An 18,050-nucleotide genomic window follows, 5' to 3' on the forward strand; every position below is an offset into this window, starting at 1 on the left:
TCACGCTTATAAAATACAATGATTTAAAAACTGTAAATAAAGGAGATTGAAAATGAATAAAATAGCAATCGTAAGTGCAAAACGTACACCAATTGGAAGATTTAAAGGGAAATTAAGTAATTATTCAGCAGTTGAACTTGGAAAGAAAACATTAAAAGCAGCAATAGAAGCAATTAAATTAGACCCAAATACAATAGATCAAGTCATTTATGGCAATGTGTTACAAAGTGGAAGCGGACAAAACCCAGCGCGTCAAATTAGTATCAATGCAGGTGTACCGAATACGACGCCAGCTATGACGATTAATGAAGTTTGTGGTTCAGGATTAAAATCAATTATTCTCGGTAAACAAGCAATCCAATTGGGAGAAGCGAAAGTAGTTGCAGTTGGTGGCGTAGAAAGTATGACGAACGCACCACAACTTATTTTGAAAGAAGGAGAATCACCTGTTCAAAGCTTTATGCATGACGGTTTAACAGATGCTTTTTCAAATGTGCCAATGGGCATCACAGCAGAAAAAATTGCTGAAAAATACGATGTGACACGCGAGCAACAAGATAAATTTGCAAATGATTCTCATCAAAAAGCACATCAAGCGACTGAAGCGGGCAAATTTGATAATGAAATTGTACCTTTAAAAGACGTAAATGGCGAATGGATGACAAGTGATGAAGGTATACGTGGCAATACGAGTATAGAAAAGCTTGCAACTTTAAAAACAATTTTTAAGGAAAATGGCACAGTTACTGGTGGTAATGCATCTAGTATTAATGATGGTGGTTCAACTATTATCTTAATGGACGCAGCTTATGCAAAAGAACAAGGCTATGAAATTTTAGCGCTTCTAGGAGAACACGCTGAAATAGGTTGTGACCCTGATTATATGGGATATGCACCATATCATGCAGTTACGAAATTATTAGATAAGACAGGTAAACATATTGATGACATAGATGTAGTTGAAATGACTGAAGCATTTGCATCACAAAGTATCCCTGTTCGAGATAATTTAGGCATAGCTGAAGAGAAACTCAATTTATATGGTGGTGCGATTGCGCTAGGTCACCCAATCGGTGCAACTGGTACACGCTTAGTAACGACACTTGTGAATGTATTGTCACAAGAGGATAAACAAAGTGGTATCGCTACGGCTTGTATTGGCGGCGGCTTAGGTATAGCACTAGAAATTGAAAAGGGGCATAAATAATGGAAGCATTAGATAAGTCATTTCGTCATTTATCTCGTGAAGAGAAATTAGAGCAACTTGTTCAAAAAGGCTGGTTGAGCAATGAAAATAAAGCGGTATTGCTAAATAACCCGCTTATTCCTGAAGAGATTGCGAATAGTTTGATTGAAAATGTAATTGGTCAAGGTTCTTTACCTGTAGGATTACTACCTGAAATTATTGTTGATCAAAAACCATTTGTCGTGCCAATGATGGTAGAAGAACCTTCAGTTGTTGCAGCTGCAAGCTATGGTGCTAAACTTGTCAATCAAACTGGTGGTTTCAAAGTGGTATCTAGTGAACGTTTAATGATTGGCCAAATTGTATTTGATGGCGTAAATGATACACAGGCACTTGCACAAAAAATTAATCAGTTGGAATCACAAATTAAACAAATTGCTGATGAAGTATATCCTTCAATTTTAGAAAGAGACGGGGGCTACCGCCGCATAGAAATTGATACGTTTTCAGCGGAAGGCTTATTGTCATTAAAAGTATTTGTAGATACAAAAGATGCTATGGGTGCGAACATGCTGAATACAATTTTAGAAGGTATTACAGCTTATTTGAAAAATGAATTAGACAATATTGATATTTTAATGAGTATTTTATCTAACCATGCGACAGCGTCTGTAGTTAAAGTACAAGGTGAAATAGAAGTTTCTGCTTTATCCAAAGATGGCCGCAATGGACAAGAAGTAGCGAAACGTATGGAACGTGCTTCTGTATTAGCACAAGTAGATATTCACCGTGCAGCGACACATAATAAAGGTGTAATGAATGGTATCCACGCTGTTGTCTTAGCAACAGGTAATGACACACGTGGTGTTGAAGCAACCGCACATGCATATGCAAGTAAAGATGGACAGTATCGTGGCTTAGCAACATGGCATTATGATGAGCAACGTCAGACATTAGTTGGGACGATTGAAGTTCCTATGACATTAGCGACAGTCGGTGGCGGTACAAAAGTGTTACCAATTGCTAAAACAGCGCTAGATTTAATGAAAGTAGATTCCGCTGAACAACTTGGACATGTAGTTGCTGCTGTTGGCTTGGCACAAAACTTTGCTGCTTGTCGAGCATTAGTATCAGAAGGTATCCAAAAAGGACATATGAGCTTACAGTATAAATCGTTAGCCATTGTTGTGGGTGCAGAAGGTAAAGAAATCGCACAAATCGCAGATATGTTGAAAGATGAGCCAAGAGCCAATACAGCTACAGCACAACAATTGCTAGATCAATTAAGAGAGAACAAATAGAATTAGTATATATAAAGTACCTTCAATGTGAAAGGTATAATTGAATCATAGGTGGATGTATTAGGGGAGTGAGACACGATAATGTCCACTCCCCTTTAGCGTGCTTAGTTTGAAGAGAAATAAATATCTCTGGTTAAATTGTTAAAACGCTATTTCTATTATCCAATGCTATGGTTATGATTTTATTTTAAGAAAATACTATCATATACTTGTTATATAAGAAAAAGTAGAAAAGGGGTATGAATAATGGAAAACAACAACATTCCGGCATTATCATATAAAGGGAATGCAAGTACAGCTGTGCCAATACTTTCACATGAAGCGGATATCCAAACGGTTACGGCAGAACAATGGCTAAAAATCTCTGATGAAGGTTTACAACTTGAAGGGCTATGCTTTGATAAAGATGGGAATCTACTTTTATGTGAAGTATTTGGAGGTACAATCTTTCACGTAGACCTGCCAGAGAAAAAAGTGACAACACTATTTCAATCACAAAAACAAAATCCAGCAGCAGTTAAAATACATAAAGATGGAAGACTTTTTGTTTGTTATTTGGGGGATTTTGAAAGCTCAGGAGGTATCTTTGCAGTAAATTCAGAAGGTGAACAAGAAGTTCCAATTGTTTCAGATATTGATACTGAATATTGTGTTGACGATTTAGTATTTGATAGTAAAGGTGGATTTTATTTTACAGATTTCCGTGGTTATTCTACAAATCCTAAAGGTGGCGTTTACTATGTGTCACCAGATTATAAAACGATCACACCTGTCATTCAGAATCTTGCTGTGGCCAATGGTGTGGCCTTAAGTACTGATGAAAAAACATTGTGGGTTACAGAGACAAATGCAAATCGATTACATCGCATAGATTTATTGGATGATGGTGTTACGATTGCGCCATTTGGAGCCTCTATTCCTTATCACTTCACAGGACATGAAGGTCCAGACTCTTGTTGCATTGATAGCGATGACAACCTTTATGTTGCAATGTATGGTCAAGGAAGAGTACTTGTTTTTAATAAAAAAGGTTATCCAATAGGTCAAATCTTGATACCAGGGCGTGACCAAGGGCATATGTTGAGATCAACGCATCCTGCCTTTATTCCTGGTACAGATCAATTAATTATTAGTGCGAACGATATAGAAATGGGTGGGGACTCTTGGTTATTTACTGCTAAAGGTTTTGCCAAGGGACATCAGAGTTACCAATTTTATTAAATTTAATTGAATAAACAGATATAGAAAAAATGTAAATTCGACTCGGAGTTACATTTTTTCTATATTAATGTTTTTAATACATAGTCATTCCCTTTAATAAAGATTGGAGGAATATGATGTGACTTGTTGTTTTAAAAAAGCGAGTTGTAAAAAATAGTGGCCTATCTGTATAAAAAAAGTGGTTTGAATGATGTAAAATAACTACCTTTAAATAATAAATACGCTGTTGAAAGCGCATAAAAAGTTAAGTATGATATAAAATAACAAAGGGGAGGTGCCTACTATTTTTAATAAGAAATCTAAAAATAATGGCGAAAAGATTAGAACAAAGAAAGAATTAGGACTTACATCTGCTTTAATTACTTTAATCATTATGATAACTTCAATGTTATTAACGGTAGCGGTGCTTGAGAAAGAGCCTCATATACCATTAATGATTGGTACGGCAGTTGCGATTATTATAACCATGTTACATGGATACGCATTTAGCGAAGTAGAGGAAATGATGTATAAGGGGATTCGACATGCATTACCGGCTATAGTAATCATTATTCTCGTAGGTTTAGTAATTGGTTCATGGATAGGTAGTGGTGTAGTAGCTACTATGATTTATTACGGACTGCAATTAATCGACCCAAGATACTTTTTAGTCGTAGTAATTGTGCTATGTGGTATTGTGGCATTAGCTATAGGTAGTAGTTGGTCTACAATGGCGACAGTAGGTGTAGCATCTATGGGTATTGGCCTGAGCATGGGTATTTCGCCAGGTATGGTTGCAGGCGCAGTCATCTGTGGATCTTACTTTGGTGATAAAATGAGTCCATTATCTGATACGACAAATTTAGCTTCTGGTTTGTCTGGTGTTAATTTATTTGAACATATTCAACACATGTTTTTTACAACGATACCAGCTTTGGTGATATCACTAGTTGCATTTTTCTTTATAGGTATACGTTTTGGTGATAAAAACTTTGACACCAAAAATATAGATGAAATACTGACTACGATGCAAGATAGTTTTGTGATTACACCGTGGTTGCTCATAGTACCATTGGCAGTCATCGCACTTGTAGTAGTCAAAGTACCAGCAATACCAGCGATTTGCGTAGGTATTATATTAGGGTTCTTCGCGCAACTGTTTATACAAGGTGACTCGATTGTAGATGGATTAACAGCATTACAAACAGGTTACACGATTGAATCTGGTAATGAACTCGTTGATGAATTATTTAACCGTGGTGGATTAGAATCAATGTTCTATACGATTTCACTTACACTTGTCGCAATGACATTTGGCGGTGTGCTTGAATATTCAGGCATGTTAACTGCATTAATTTCGGTTATTTTAAAATTTGCTAAATCTACTGGATCATTAATTGCATCTGTTATAGTGTCATGTATTGGTACAAACTTTACATGTTCGGAACAATACATATCAATTATCGTCCCATCCAGAATGTACGCAGGGGCATTTAAAAAGAAAAATTTACATGCTAAAAACTTATCCAGAGCTTTAGAAGATGGCGGTACGTTAACGTCTGTGTTTGTACCATGGAATACTTGTGGTGTATTTATTGCTTCGACATTAGGTGTGTCTGTTATAGAATATGCGCCTTATGCAATTTTAAATTATACAGTACCAGTCATATCTATTATATTTGGGTATATTGGTTTTAAAATTATAGGATTAAGTAAAGAAGAAATTGAACAAAATAGAAAAGAAGAAGAAGAGGCGAACCTAACATAATGCAGCAATTTGATTTAAAAGCAGTCAACACGTTGATTTGTAACAGTTGTATTTAATTCAAGGTTAGTAAGCTAAACAATATAATATGAATTAAGTGTATAAACATATATTTCTGATTAATTAAAATTGTCCGAATATATTGAAAAATAAATGCGCTCCAAAGTTGAATTTAGTTTCAATTTTTTAGGAGTGCATTTTTCACGTTGATTTGTTCGTTTGTGATAGTTATTTAAAAATAACAATGGTCTGTGTATTAATGTTTTTGTAATGAGTTGATATTGAAAAATTAAAATTTAAACGTATACTTGAAAGTATTAATTATGTTTCAAGTAGAGGAGTACGTGCATGGATATTAAACAGATGAAGTACTTTGTTGAAGTTGTAAATCAAAATAGTATGACAAATGCTTCCAAATCTTTATATATTGCTCAGCCAACGATTAGTAAAGCGATAAAAGATTTAGAAAAAGAATTGAACATGACACTTTTCGACCGCAGTAAACGACAACTTGCATTGACTGATGCTGGTAGGGTGTTTTATCAGAAAAGCAAAGAAATTTTAACGCTCTATAATGATTTGCCTAGAGAGGTTAATAGTCTACTTGGTTTAGAAACAGGTCATATCAGTATAGGTTTGTCTGCAGTGATGAACATGAATAAGTTTATTCATATACTTGGTGAGTTTCATCAAAAATACCCAAATGTTACATACAATTTAGTGGAAAATGGTGGGAAGATGATTGAGACTCAGTTAATTAAAGATGAGATTGATATTGGTATTACCACAATTCCAGTGGATCAGTCCATTTTTCACTCTGTGTTGTTATATGAGGAAGAATTGAGACTCGTATTGAATAAAGAGCATAGATTAGCGAATTATGAACAAATAAACATGAGTATGTTAAAAGAAGAGGACTTTATACTATTTAATGAAGATTTCTATTTAAATGACAAAATTATTGAAGCGGCTAAAAATTCAGGATTTGTGCCAAATACAATTTCTAAAATTTCTCAGTGGAACTTTATTGAAAATTTATTAAGCGCACATCTTGGTGTGAGTATCTTACCAGAGAATATTGTGAATTTACTTGATGGTAATTTTAAAAGTATAAAAATTGATGACCCAGCAATGCGTTGGGAGTTAGGCGTTATATGGAAAAAGGAAAAATATTTAAGTCATGCGACTAAAAAGTGGATTAAATTTATGAAACAAAGGTTATAAAAATACCTATATAGGTTGGTTATGACTTTAGTCAGTCTTATGAGAGCAGGAAGAAATCAAGTTTTGATTTCTTTCTGCTCTCTTTTTTGTTTGCAACAGCATAAATAATCAAATGTAAAGTCATGTAAGTGCCGAAATAGCAGGGGCTGTTGAATGAAAAGCATGAGTATTTAAAGTTTCATTATTATTGTTTAATATAATGAAATATAATGTATTCAATCGCTTACATGAAAAAAAGTAATAGGTGTCATTGATAATCAATATTTTTATTATATTACGTACGGGCTTATACTAGTATATGTAATCAATAAAACACCAAATAAAAATGACGATAAAGGGATGATAAAAATGCAGATGTCACTAAAGGTAGTTAGAGTTTTATTTCAAATATTAATGATTATGGCTATTACGTATGCTGGAAATGTCTTGCAAAGTGTTCTGCACATTCCAATTGCAGGAAGCATCGTAGGCTTAATCTTATTTTTTCTCTTACTACAATTTAAAATTATCCCATCACAATGGGTTAGTAAAGGTTCGAATTTTTTCTTAACAACTATGGTATTTTTCTTTGTACCTTCCGTTGTAGGGGTCATGGATGTCGTATCTGAGATTAATTTAAATTTCATTTTATTCTTCGCAATGATTATTTTAGGAACTTGCTGTGTTGCTTTAATTTCAGGGTTTATAGCGGAGAAAATGGTTAGAACTACGGAATATGGGAATGGACAAGATTAGATGACACTTTTAAATGCTTTGATAATGATTGTCTTAACAATTGTTATGTATGCTGGAGCTAAAAAATTACAGCAAAAATTTAAAAACCCGTTTTTAAATCCAGCACTCATATCTTCTATTGGTATTATTACGATCTTGCTTCTATTTAATGTAGATTATCAAGGTTATATGGTTGGCGGTCAATGGATTAATTATCTATTAAACTGTACGGTGGTTTGTTTAGCTTTTCCGTTATATCAGAACCGTCATAAAATATTAAAACATGCCAATATCATATTCAGTAGTGTCTTCTCAGCAGTGATATTAAACTTTGTGTTTATATTTTGCTTATTGAAAATATTAGGTTATTCAAGAGAAGTTATTATGACGATGTTACCACGCTCTATGACTGCCGCAGTTGGTATAGAAGTTTCAAATCAACTGGGCGGGGTAGATACGATTACTGTTATGTTTATCGTCGCGACAGGGTTAATTGGTAGTATATTAGGGTCTTATTTATTAAAAGTGGGAAGATTTAAGACCGCTATTGCAAAAGGTTTAACGTACGGTAATGCATCTCATGCATTCGGTACGGCACAAGCATTTGAAATAGATGGTGAGTCGGGGGCTTTTAGTTCTATCGGTATGATTTTAACAGCCGTTTTAAGTTCTATTGTATTACCGATACTCGTCCTCTTATTATATTAAGTTTTAAAACGAACTAGATATTTTACTGCAAACAACATCAGAAGAATCAACGATTTAAAATGATTGAAATTTGAAAGGAGCTATTTTAAAAATGGCAAAAATTAAAGCAAATGAAGCATTAGTAAAAGCGTTGCAAGCATGGGATATTGATCATTTATATGGTATTCCAGGAGATTCTATAGATGCAGTCGTAGATAGTTTAAGAACAGTTAGAAATAATATTAAATTTGTTAATGTTAGACACGAAGAAGTTGCAAGTCTAACTGCTTCAAGTTATACGAAAGTGACTGGCAAAATTGGAGTAGCTTTAAGTATTGGTGGACCTGGTGTAATTCACTTACTTAACGGTATGTATGATGCGAAAATGGACAATGTACCTCAACTTATTTTAGCTGGTCAAACAGATAGTACAGCTTTAGGTACGAAAGCATTCCAAGAAACAGATATTAGCAAATTAGTTGATGACGTGTCAGTCTATAACCGTCAAATATCTGAAAATGACAAAGATATATTTGGTATTGTCAATGAAGCGATTCGTACTGCATATGAGAAAAAAGGTGTAGCCGTATTAATCTTACCGAATAACTTATTAACAAATAAAGTTAAAGATACAACAAATACAAAAGTGGACACTGCACCACCAGCACGTGTAACACCAAAACCACGTAGTATTAAAAAAGCAACTAAGCTTATCAATAAAAGTAAACGTCCGGTAGTACTTGTCGGTATGGGTGCTAAGCATGCCAAAGATGAACTACTTCAATTTATTGAAGCGGTGAAAATACCTTCAATTATCACGCTACCTGCGAAAGGTTTATTAGCGGATGCGCATCCTTATAATATTGGTAATCTAGGTAAAATCGGAACGAAAACATCTTACCAAACAATACAAGATGCCGACCTATTAATCATGATAGGTACGAATTATCCTTATGTGGATTATTTACCTAAGAAAAATATTAAAGCAATTCAAATTGATAACAATGCTGAAAATATTGGCCACCGTTTTGATGTGAATGTGGGTATTGTTGGTGACAGTAAATTATCATTGCTACAATTAACAGATTCAGTAAAACATGTATCAGAACGTGATTTCTTAACGAAAACATTAGAAAGAAAAGCAACTTGGGATGCATGGATGGCAAAAGATTTAGAAGATAACAGTAAACCCATTAGACCAGAACGTCTAATGGATGCAATTAACCAAGTAAGAACAGACGATGCAATCTTTTCTATTGATGTAGGTACATCAACAGTATGGTCAACACGTTATTTAAATTTAACAGTTAACAATAAATTTATTGTATCTAGTTGGTTAGGTACAATGGGTTGTGCATTGCCAGGTGCCATTGCTGCTAAAACAGCATACCCTAATCGTCAAGTTGTCGGTATTGCTGGTGATGGTGCATTCCAAATGGTAATGCAAGACTTTGCAACAGCAGTACAATATGACTTACCAATGACGTTCTTTGTGTTAAATAATCAACAACTTTCATTTATTAAATACGAACAACAAGCAGCTGGTGAATTAGAATATGCAATTAATTTCACTGATATTGATTACGCAAAATTTGCTGAAAGTTGTGGTGGCGTTGGTTACACATTAACTGACCCAAATAGAATTGACGAAGTAGTTGAAGATGCAATGTCGCAAGACCGTCCAACAATTGTCAACGTGTACGTTGATGAAACTGCAGCACCATTACCAGGCAAGATTGTGATGGATGAAGCAATGAATTATGGTAAATGGGCATTTAGATCAATTACTGAAGATGGAAAATTAGACCTAGAGGAGTTACCTCCAATGTCAACGGCGGTAAAACGTTTCTTCTAAACTTATATTTTAATTTAAAGCTACCAAACTATTTTATGCTTGGTAGCTTTCAGAGTGTCGACAAAGTCTCCGACTTTGTTGGCACTTTTTTTGTGCACGCTTTCCGCGGGCACAGCCTCAGCCTGTAGTCTTCGGCTAGTGCTTTTCCCGCAGGAGTCGGCACAAATTACTGCCATTTTTTACTTAGTATGTTACATAAAATTTTAGCGTTACATATCCTTATACATTAAAGTGGATACTTGAATGACTATTGAGTTAAATGTATAATGATATTCAAATATATACTTTAATGAGAGGTTGGAGGATATGAATAAAAATGAAACGTGTGAAGTTTTCTGTTATGACGAAAAAAAGGTTAATAAAGTACAGCATGATTTACAAAATATAGATATTTCCGGTGTTTCTCAACTTTTGAAAGCAATCGCAGACGAAAATAGAGCTAAAATTACTTATGCTTTATGTCAGGAAGAAGAATTATGTGTATGCGATATCTCAAATATCATTGGTGTGACGATCGCAAATGCCTCTCATCATCTTCGTACGCTTAATAAACAAGGGATACTCAAGTTTAGAAAAGAAGGGAAAATGGCTTTCTATTCGCTGGATGATGAACATATCAAGCAGATTATGATGATGGCATTAACGCATAGGAAAGAAGTGAGCGCTAATGTCTGAGCAGCAAGACAAAGTAACAAATAAAGAAAGTAGTACATATCGAGTACAGGGTTTTTCATGTGCCAATTGCGCAGGGAAGTTTGAAAATAATGTTAAAAAACTGCCTAATGTACACGATGCAAGTGTTAATTTTGGTGCCTCTCAAATCTCTGTGCAGGGTGAAGCAAGTATTGAAGAATTGGAAAAAGCCGGTGCATTTGAAAATTTAAAAGTAATACCAAAAACAACAACACGTACAACTTCGGATTCAAAAGATGAACAAGAAGAAAACATTCCGTTTTATAAGAAACATAGTATATTAATCTATTCGGCATTATTTATGTCGCTGGGTTTTATTTCTATGTTTATTAATGGAAATGAAAATATTATAACGGCGCTTTTATTTATTACATCAATGATTGTCGGCGGCGCTTCCATGATAACAACTGGTCTCAAGAATTTGATTCAATTAGAGTTCGATATGAGAACATTGATGACAATTGCTGTTATAGGTGGTGTCATTATCGGTGAATGGGCAGAGGTATCAGTTGTGGTGATTCTATTTTCGATTAGCGAATCATTAGAGCGATTCTCCATGGATCGAGCCAGAGCATCGATTACTTCATTGATGGATGTTGCCCCGAATAAGGCTTTAATCAAACGTGATAACCAAGAAATGACTGTACATGTTGATGATATTGTCGTTGGGGATGTTATGATTGTAAAACCAGGTCAAAAAATTGCGATGGACGGTATTATAATTGATGGCTACTCATCAATTAATCAAGCAGCAATCACTGGTGAATCTGTCCCAGTTGAAAAGTATAAAGATGATGATGTGTATGCAGGCACACTAAATGAAGAAGGATTTCTAGAAGTAAAAATTACAAAACGAGTTGAAGATACCACAATATCCAAAATTATACATCTCGTGGAGGAAGCACAAGCAGAACGTGCACGGTCACAAGCATTTGTAGATAAATTTGCAAAATACTATACACCTGTGATCATAATGATTGCGGCAATGGTTGCTTTATTGCCACCACTATTCTTTGAAGCAAGTTGGGATAAATGGGTATATCAAGGGCTTGCAGTTCTTGTGGTTGGATGCCCGTGTGCCCTTGTTATTTCTACACCAATAGCCATAGTATCGGCAATAGGTAATGCTGCGAAGAAAGGTGTACTTGTCAAAGGTGGTATTTACTTAGAAGAAATCGGAGCACTGAAAGCAATTGCATTTGATAAAACAGGCACTTTGACTAGAGGCGTTCCAGTCGTGACTGATTTCAAAGTTATCAATAATCGAGTGGATGAACGTGAAATAATGTCCATTATTACTGCATTAGAATATCGATCCCAACATCCATTGGCTTCTGCAATTATGAGTAAAGCGAATGCTGAACACATATCTTATTCAGATCTTATTGTAGAAGATTTCTCTTCTATTACAGGTAAAGGTATAAAAGGTAGAATAGATGGTCGTATGACTTACGTTGGGAATTCAAAAATGTTTTCAGAGTTATTAACTGCAAATAACTCTGAAAATAAACTTAGAAATTTAATTTCTTCTCTTCAAGAGCAAGGTAAAACAGTGATGCTAGCAGGAACGGATAAAGGTGTTGAAGCCATAATTGCTGTTGCTGATGAAGTGCGAGAAACGAGCCAACAAGCACTGCACAAACTACATCAGGTAAGTATTGAAAACACTGTCATGTTAACAGGTGATAACCAGAATACTGCGGGGGCGATTGGTAATCAAGTTGGTGTTACAGATATAAAAGCAGAACTTCTACCTGAAGATAAACTTAAAGTGATTAAACAATTAAAATCCAAATATAAACGCGTGGCTATGGTTGGAGATGGTGTCAATGATGCGCCAGCTTTAGCAGCTTCGACAGTCGGTGTCGCTATGGGCGGAGCAAGCACGGATGTAGCACTTGAGACGGCAGATGTAGTATTGATGGGAGATGATTTGAATAAGCTGCCATTTACGATTAAACTGAGCCGTAAAACGCTGAATATCATAAAAGCGAATATTACTTTTGCAATAATAATAAAAATTATTGCATTGCTTTTAGTTATTCCAGGATGGTTAACACTTTGGATCGCGATACTTTCAGATATGGGTGCAACGCTACTTGTGGCATTGAATGGTATGAGACTAATGCGAGTTAAAGAAGATGAGTAACATTTAAATAGATAATTTTTTCGTCAAACAATAAAAGCGAGTATTATCGAACAGTTTCGAGAAAGCACAATTCTTGGCTGAAACGTCCTTCTTCCATAATATAAGTTAAAAGTTTAATTTCTCAAAATTGATATTGAGAGATTAAGCTTTTTTGTATACAATTACAGCGTAAAATATGAATAGAAGTGAGTACACTGTTCTCTGTTACTAGTCTATATATTAGGAGCTTTGTATAAAAAATTAACATGAGTGCTTATTTCGCATAAAATAGGCTATATAAGTATATAAATAGCAAATAGCGACGAATGCAAGTTTGAGAGAAGAAAGGAAGAACGTGATGTTTAAATCATTTTTTAAATCAAATCGTTTTAAAACACCACATACATATGCATTATTATTAATAATAATTGCTTTTTCAAGCTTACTTACATACATAATTCCGGCGGGGGAGTTTGCACGTGAGAAAAAAGATGGACAAACTCTAGTTGTTTCAGGATCTTATCAAGAAGTAGAACAGCATGGTGTATCATTTTTCGATATATTTCGTGCGATACCTGAAGGATTAATTAGTGGTGGAGAAATTGTATTTTACATCTTTTTAGTAGGTGGCGCCTTCGGTATCGTACATAAGACGGGTGCATTTGAAAATGGTGTCAATAAAGCGATGCAAGCATTAGGAACGTATAAAGGGCTTATGATTCCTTTAACAATGACTATCTTTTCTATTCTAGGATTTTCTATTGGGCTAGCAGAAGAAACGATTATTTTCGTGCCAATTGGTATCATTATTGCCCGAACATTAGGCTATGATGCGCTTACAGGTGCTGCTATGGTAATACTTGGGGCAGCTAGTGGATTTATAGGTGGTATGCTCAATCCATTTACAGTCGGTGTAGCGCAATCTGTAGCTGAATTACCCATGTTTTCAGGTTGGGGGCTACGGACAATCATCTATCTGTTTATTTTAAGCGCCGCGATAATGACAGTAATGCTTTATGCTCGAAAAGTTAAGAAGGATAAAACTAAAAGTCTTGTTTATGAATTGGAAGAAGCAGAAAGTAATCTAGAAACCCAAATGTCCACACCACGCTTTACAAAAAGACAGGCAATAGGTTTAGGTTTAATCGTTGCAGCGATTGTATTAAACGTATATGGTATTTTTACTTATGGTTGGTCATTTAATGAAATGAGTGCGAACTTTTTACTAGCAGGTTTATTAGCAGGTTTCATTGGTGGTCTAGGGATGAATGGCACTTTCGATGCAATGATTGAAGGTATGAAAGATATACTATTTGGAGCAATGATTGTCGGCTTTGCTAAAGGTATTATTGTGATTTTAGAGAATGGTCAAGTCATCGATACAATTGTATATGGCATGACAACTTTATTAGCAGATATACCTTCTTCAATGGTAATCATAGCAATGTTTATATTACAATTTTGCTTGAATTTCTTTATACCATCAGGTTCAGGCCAAGCATTAACAACAATGCCCTTAATGGTACCTATATCTGACTTATTAAATATTAATAGACAAGTTACTGTGCTTGCCTTCCAATATGGAGATGCGATTAGTAATGTTTTATTCCCAACGTCGGCAATACTCATGGGCGCGTTAGCTGTTGGGAAAATTACTTACACACAATGGCTGAAATTTGCGTGGAAATTAATCGTGATATGGGTAGTGATTTGTAGTATCGGGATGTCTATTGCATTAATAATCGGCTACTGATTGCACATCATAGTGAAAAGAAGTTATAACATTTTGAAAAATAGAATGCGAATGGATATTGTATAAATTTTTGAAATAGTATATACTAAATTAAAACAAATCGTCATATTGCGTGTTACTGGTTAGGCAGGCATGAGCAAACAAAGCGACTATCGGGAATAGTCTGTTTGCTCATGCCTTTTTGTGTGCGTTTTGGCGAAAAAGATAGAGAAGGGATGTTTTTGTGTATGTTTAAAAAGTTTTTTGGACAATTGCAACGTATTGGTAAAGCGTTAATGTTACCAGTCGCAATTTTACCAGCTGCTGGTTTATTACTAGCAATTGGGACAGCAATTCAAGGGGAGTCCTTACAACAATACCTTCCATTTATACAAAATGGAGGAATTCAAAGTATCGGTGAGATGATGGCTGGCGCAGGTGGTATTATATTCGATAACTTGCCAATCATATTTGCGATGGGTGTTGCAATCGGGTTAGCTGGTGGTGACGGCGTTGCAGCTATTGCTGCGTTTGTCGGCTATATCATTATGAATAAAACGATGGGCGCATTTTTACATGTGTCACCAGATAATGTAAATGATGCAGCGAGTGGTTATGCGAGTGTATTAGGTATACCAACATTACAAACAGGGGTGTTTGGCGGTATTATCATTGGGGCGCTTGCTGCTTGGTGTTATAACAAATTCTTTAATATTTCATTACCATCATATTTAGGGTTCTTTGCTGGTAAACGTTTTGTGCCAATTATGATGGCACTGACTTCTTTTGTATTAGCATTCCCGATGGCTTTAATATGGCCAACTATTCAAACAGGATTAAATGGATTTAGTGAAGGGTTACTTGATGCCAATACAGGTTTATCTGTATTCTTATTCGGTTTTATCAAACGTTTATTAATACCGTTTGGTTTACATCACATTTTCCACGCACCGTTTTGGTTTGAATTTGGTTCATGGACAAACGCAGCAGGAGATATTATTCGTGGTGACCAACGTATCTTTATAGAACAAATTCGTGAAGGAAGTCATTTAACAGCTGGTAAATTTATGCAGGGTGAATTCCCGGTAATGATGTTTGGCTTACCTGCAGCAGCTTTGGCTATTTATCATACAGCGAAACCTGGAAGTAAGAAAGTTGTGGCTGGTTTGATGGGTTCTGCAGCTTTAACTTCGTTCTTAACAGGGATTACGGAACCATTAGAATTCTCATTCTTATTCGTAGCGCCATTATTATTCTTTATTCATGCAATACTGGATGGTTTAGCGTTCTTAACTATGTATCTATTAGACGTGCATTTAGGATATACATTCTCAGGTGGTTTTATAGACTTTGTATTATTAGGCGTGTTACCGAACCAAACAAATTGGTGGCTTGTGATTCCAGTAGGACTGGTATACGCAGTAATTTACTACTTTGTATTCCGATTCTTAATCACAAAATTCAATTATAAAACGCCTGGTCGTGAAGACAAGCAAGTTGAAGCTTCTACAGCAACAGCGAGTGAATTACCATTTGAAGTATTAGATGCAATGGGTGGCCAAGAGAATATTAAACATCTTGATGCTTGTATCACACGCCTACGTGTTGAAGTGAAAGAGAAGAGTAAGGTCGATGTTGCTGGATTGAAAGAATTGGGTGCTTCTGGCGTGCTTGAAGTAGGTAATAATATGCAAGCAATATTCGGTCCTAAATCCGATCAAATCAAGCATGATATGGCTATGATTATGAAAGGTGAAATTACAAAACCAACTGAAACAACAGTACCAGTTGAAGACGATAATAAAGTTACACATATGGATGATTTGGATGAAGTGGAAATTTACTCACCAGGTAAAGGTCAAATCATACCTTTATCAGAAGTACCTGACCAAGTGTTCGCTCAAAAAATGATGGGTGATGGTGTAGGATTTGTTCCTGAAGATGGAGAAATTGTGGCACCATTTGACGGTACAGTAAAAACAATATTCCCTACAAAACATGCGATTGGTATAGAGTCAGATGAAGGTATAGAATTACTTATTCATATTGGTATTGATACTGTTAAATTAGATGGTTCTGGCTTTGAAAGAATGGTGAGTACAGGAGACACAATTAAAAAAGGTCAAAAGCTAATGCAAGTTGATTTAGACTATATTAAAGCAAATGCACCTAGTATTGTGACACCATTGATATTAACAAACTTAGAAAATCGTACACTTGAAATAACTGATGTATCAGAAGTGAAATCACAACAATTGATTATGACAGTTAAACAAGACTAAATAATCATATTATATAGCATCTCAAACAGTTCGAATTGATAAGAATTCGAACTGTTTTTTATTTTACAAAATAAAATGTTGAAATATTCTGAAATTATAAATATCATAGGAGTTATGATTATATTAAAAATGAGGGTGAAATTATGAACTATAGACCATCAATGCAAGTGATGCCCAAAGTAACACTTGTGCCACCAGAGTCAAATATGGCTGAAGCATTATATCAAACAATTAAAGAAAATTTTTCACACTTAGAACCATTTCTAGAATTTATTACAGAAGATGTCACAGTACAAGACGAAAGTGCATATTTGACAATGATGATTCAACAACATGCAGACAATACAGGTCGTTTATTTCTTATTTATTATGAAGATGATCTTATAGGTACCATAGATTTACATAAAATAGATACGAAGAATCGCAAAGCAGAAATTGGTTATTGGATTGCTGAAGATTATACAGGTAAGCAAATTACAACGACGTGCGTGAAGTATATGTGCCATTATGCATTTGAAACGTTAAGCTTAAATAAATTGACTATTTTAGCCGATGTTCGAAATATACCAAGCAATAAAGTTGCTGAAAAAGTTGGCTTTTCTTTTGTTGCTACAGATTATCAAGATGTATTCGATGGAGAAATATTTAGAGATATGAACCGTTATATATTATTAAAAGAACAGTTCCACTAGAATAAATTGAACACTTTAACTGCAATTGAAAGGGGATGGATATGGATATCACAAGAGGGATAAACCATATTGGATTGACGGTACCAGATATTGAAGTTGCAACTACATTTTTCAAAGAAGCTTTGGATGGCAAGATAGCCTATGATAGTCAAACCAAAGCTGATGATTCGCGATCAGGTTCATTTGTAGAACATGTCTTAGATATAGAACAAGGAGCAAAAATTATAAAAAAACGCATGATGGTGTTTCATAATGGACCTAATATAGAAATGTTTGAATTCAAAGATGCTACTCAGCAAAGTCCGGCATCATTACAAGATATTGGTTTTACACATATTTCATTTTACGTAGATGATTTTGAAACAACTTTTAATCGAGTGAAACAAGCAGGAGGCGAACCGATTTCGGCACCACACAGTAATACAAAATATGAAGATACAGCAAATAATAAAACCGTATATATACGCACGCCATGGGGGAGTTTAATTGAATTACAGACCATCCCTAATGGTTATTATTATCCAAATGACAGTGAAGCTGAAGTGTTTATACCTAAAAAATAAATATTATACTTTAATTAAGGGGAATCGA

At 35.0% G+C, this 18,050-nt stretch carries 14 protein-coding genes; all 14 read left to right on the plus strand.

From position 1 onward, the window contains the following. Positions 1-52: 52 nt before the first annotated feature. The 14 genes from AOB58_RS10770 (at position 53) to AOB58_RS10835 (ending at position 18,022) form a co-directional block, all read left to right on the plus strand. On the plus strand, positions 53-1,207 hold the full coding sequence (locus AOB58_RS10770) for a thiolase family protein (RefSeq protein WP_021339724.1): 1,155 nt from the start codon (positions 53-55) through the stop codon (positions 1,205-1,207). Continuing rightward, positions 1,207-2,487 carry a hydroxymethylglutaryl-CoA reductase, degradative gene (locus AOB58_RS10775; protein ID WP_021339723.1) on the plus strand — a complete coding sequence of 427 codons (1,281 nt, stop codon included), beginning with the start codon at positions 1,207-1,209 and terminating at the stop codon, positions 2,485-2,487. Before AOB58_RS10770 ends, AOB58_RS10775 begins: the two co-directional genes overlap by 1 nt. A gap of 246 nt (positions 2,488-2,733) precedes the next feature. Next, positions 2,734-3,708 (plus strand): SMP-30/gluconolactonase/LRE family protein, encoded by a 975-nt coding sequence (locus AOB58_RS10780; RefSeq protein WP_021339722.1) that lies wholly within the window; start codon positions 2,734-2,736, stop codon positions 3,706-3,708. A gap of 274 nt (positions 3,709-3,982) precedes the next feature. Continuing rightward, positions 3,983-5,455, plus strand: coding sequence for a Na+/H+ antiporter NhaC (gene nhaC / locus AOB58_RS10785; RefSeq protein WP_021338623.1), 1,473 nt, complete (start codon positions 3,983-3,985; stop codon positions 5,453-5,455). Between the two features lie 345 nt (positions 5,456-5,800). Further along, complete coding sequence (gene cidR, locus AOB58_RS10790) at positions 5,801-6,676, plus strand: cidABC operon transcriptional activator CidR (protein ID WP_064783419.1); 876 nt, start codon at positions 5,801-5,803, stop codon at positions 6,674-6,676. Positions 6,677-7,024: 348 nt separating this feature from the next. Next, positions 7,025-7,411, plus strand: coding sequence for a CidA/LrgA family protein (locus tag AOB58_RS10795; RefSeq protein WP_002511542.1), 387 nt, complete (start codon positions 7,025-7,027; stop codon positions 7,409-7,411). Further along, positions 7,412-8,098 (plus strand): LrgB family protein, encoded by a 687-nt coding sequence (locus AOB58_RS10800; RefSeq protein ID WP_002511541.1) that lies wholly within the window; start codon positions 7,412-7,414, stop codon positions 8,096-8,098. Between the two features lie 91 nt (positions 8,099-8,189). Next, positions 8,190-9,932: a pyruvate oxidase gene (locus AOB58_RS10805; RefSeq protein ID WP_002506655.1), complete on the plus strand. Its 1,743-nt coding sequence runs from the start codon at positions 8,190-8,192 to the stop codon at positions 9,930-9,932. A 306-nt stretch (positions 9,933-10,238) separates the two neighbouring features. Further along, positions 10,239-10,607, plus strand: a complete 369-nt coding sequence (locus AOB58_RS10810; protein ID WP_021338621.1) for an ArsR/SmtB family transcription factor — start codon at positions 10,239-10,241, stop codon at positions 10,605-10,607. Continuing rightward, entirely contained in the window at positions 10,600-12,774 is a 2,175-nt protein-coding gene (locus AOB58_RS10815) for a heavy metal translocating P-type ATPase (RefSeq protein WP_064783420.1), read from the plus strand. The genes AOB58_RS10810 and AOB58_RS10815 overlap by 8 nt, the downstream gene beginning before the upstream one ends. A gap of 337 nt (positions 12,775-13,111) precedes the next feature. After that, entirely contained in the window at positions 13,112-14,506 is a 1,395-nt protein-coding gene (locus AOB58_RS10820) for a YfcC family protein (RefSeq protein WP_021338619.1), read from the plus strand. A 227-nt stretch (positions 14,507-14,733) separates the two neighbouring features. After that, positions 14,734-16,767 (plus strand): glucose-specific PTS transporter subunit IIBC, encoded by a 2,034-nt coding sequence (ptsG, locus tag AOB58_RS10825; protein WP_064783421.1) that lies wholly within the window; start codon positions 14,734-14,736, stop codon positions 16,765-16,767. A 143-nt stretch (positions 16,768-16,910) separates the two neighbouring features. Beyond that, positions 16,911-17,459 (plus strand): GNAT family N-acetyltransferase, encoded by a 549-nt coding sequence (locus AOB58_RS10830; RefSeq protein WP_021338617.1) that lies wholly within the window; start codon positions 16,911-16,913, stop codon positions 17,457-17,459. A gap of 41 nt (positions 17,460-17,500) precedes the next feature. Beyond that, on the plus strand, positions 17,501-18,022 hold the full coding sequence (locus tag AOB58_RS10835; RefSeq protein WP_021338616.1) for a VOC family protein: 522 nt from the start codon (positions 17,501-17,503) through the stop codon (positions 18,020-18,022). Positions 18,023-18,050: the final 28 nt, after the last annotated feature.

Source organism: Staphylococcus sp. AntiMn-1 (assembly GCF_001663395.1).
GTDB lineage: Bacteria > Bacillota > Bacilli > Staphylococcales > Staphylococcaceae > Staphylococcus > Staphylococcus equorum.

Coding starts and splice junctions, on each gene's coding strand:
- AOB58_RS10770 (WP_021339724.1), top strand. CDS start 53: ATGAATAAAATAGCAATCGTAAGTGCAAAACGTACACCAATTGGAAGA.
- AOB58_RS10775 (WP_021339723.1), top strand. CDS start 1,207: ATGGAAGCATTAGATAAGTCATTTCGTCATTTATCTCGTGAAGAGAAA.
- AOB58_RS10780 (WP_021339722.1), top strand. CDS start 2,734: ATGGAAAACAACAACATTCCGGCATTATCATATAAAGGGAATGCAAGT.
- cidR (WP_064783419.1), top strand. CDS start 5,801: ATGGATATTAAACAGATGAAGTACTTTGTTGAAGTTGTAAATCAAAAT.
- AOB58_RS10795 (WP_002511542.1), top strand. CDS start 7,025: ATGCAGATGTCACTAAAGGTAGTTAGAGTTTTATTTCAAATATTAATG.
- AOB58_RS10800 (WP_002511541.1), top strand. CDS start 7,412: ATGACACTTTTAAATGCTTTGATAATGATTGTCTTAACAATTGTTATG.
- AOB58_RS10805 (WP_002506655.1), top strand. CDS start 8,190: ATGGCAAAAATTAAAGCAAATGAAGCATTAGTAAAAGCGTTGCAAGCA.
- AOB58_RS10810 (WP_021338621.1), top strand. CDS start 10,239: ATGAATAAAAATGAAACGTGTGAAGTTTTCTGTTATGACGAAAAAAAG.
- AOB58_RS10815 (WP_064783420.1), top strand. CDS start 10,600: ATGTCTGAGCAGCAAGACAAAGTAACAAATAAAGAAAGTAGTACATAT.
- AOB58_RS10820 (WP_021338619.1), top strand. CDS start 13,112: ATGTTTAAATCATTTTTTAAATCAAATCGTTTTAAAACACCACATACA.
- ptsG (WP_064783421.1), top strand. CDS start 14,734: ATGTTTAAAAAGTTTTTTGGACAATTGCAACGTATTGGTAAAGCGTTA.
- AOB58_RS10830 (WP_021338617.1), top strand. CDS start 16,911: ATGAACTATAGACCATCAATGCAAGTGATGCCCAAAGTAACACTTGTG.
- AOB58_RS10835 (WP_021338616.1), top strand. CDS start 17,501: ATGGATATCACAAGAGGGATAAACCATATTGGATTGACGGTACCAGAT.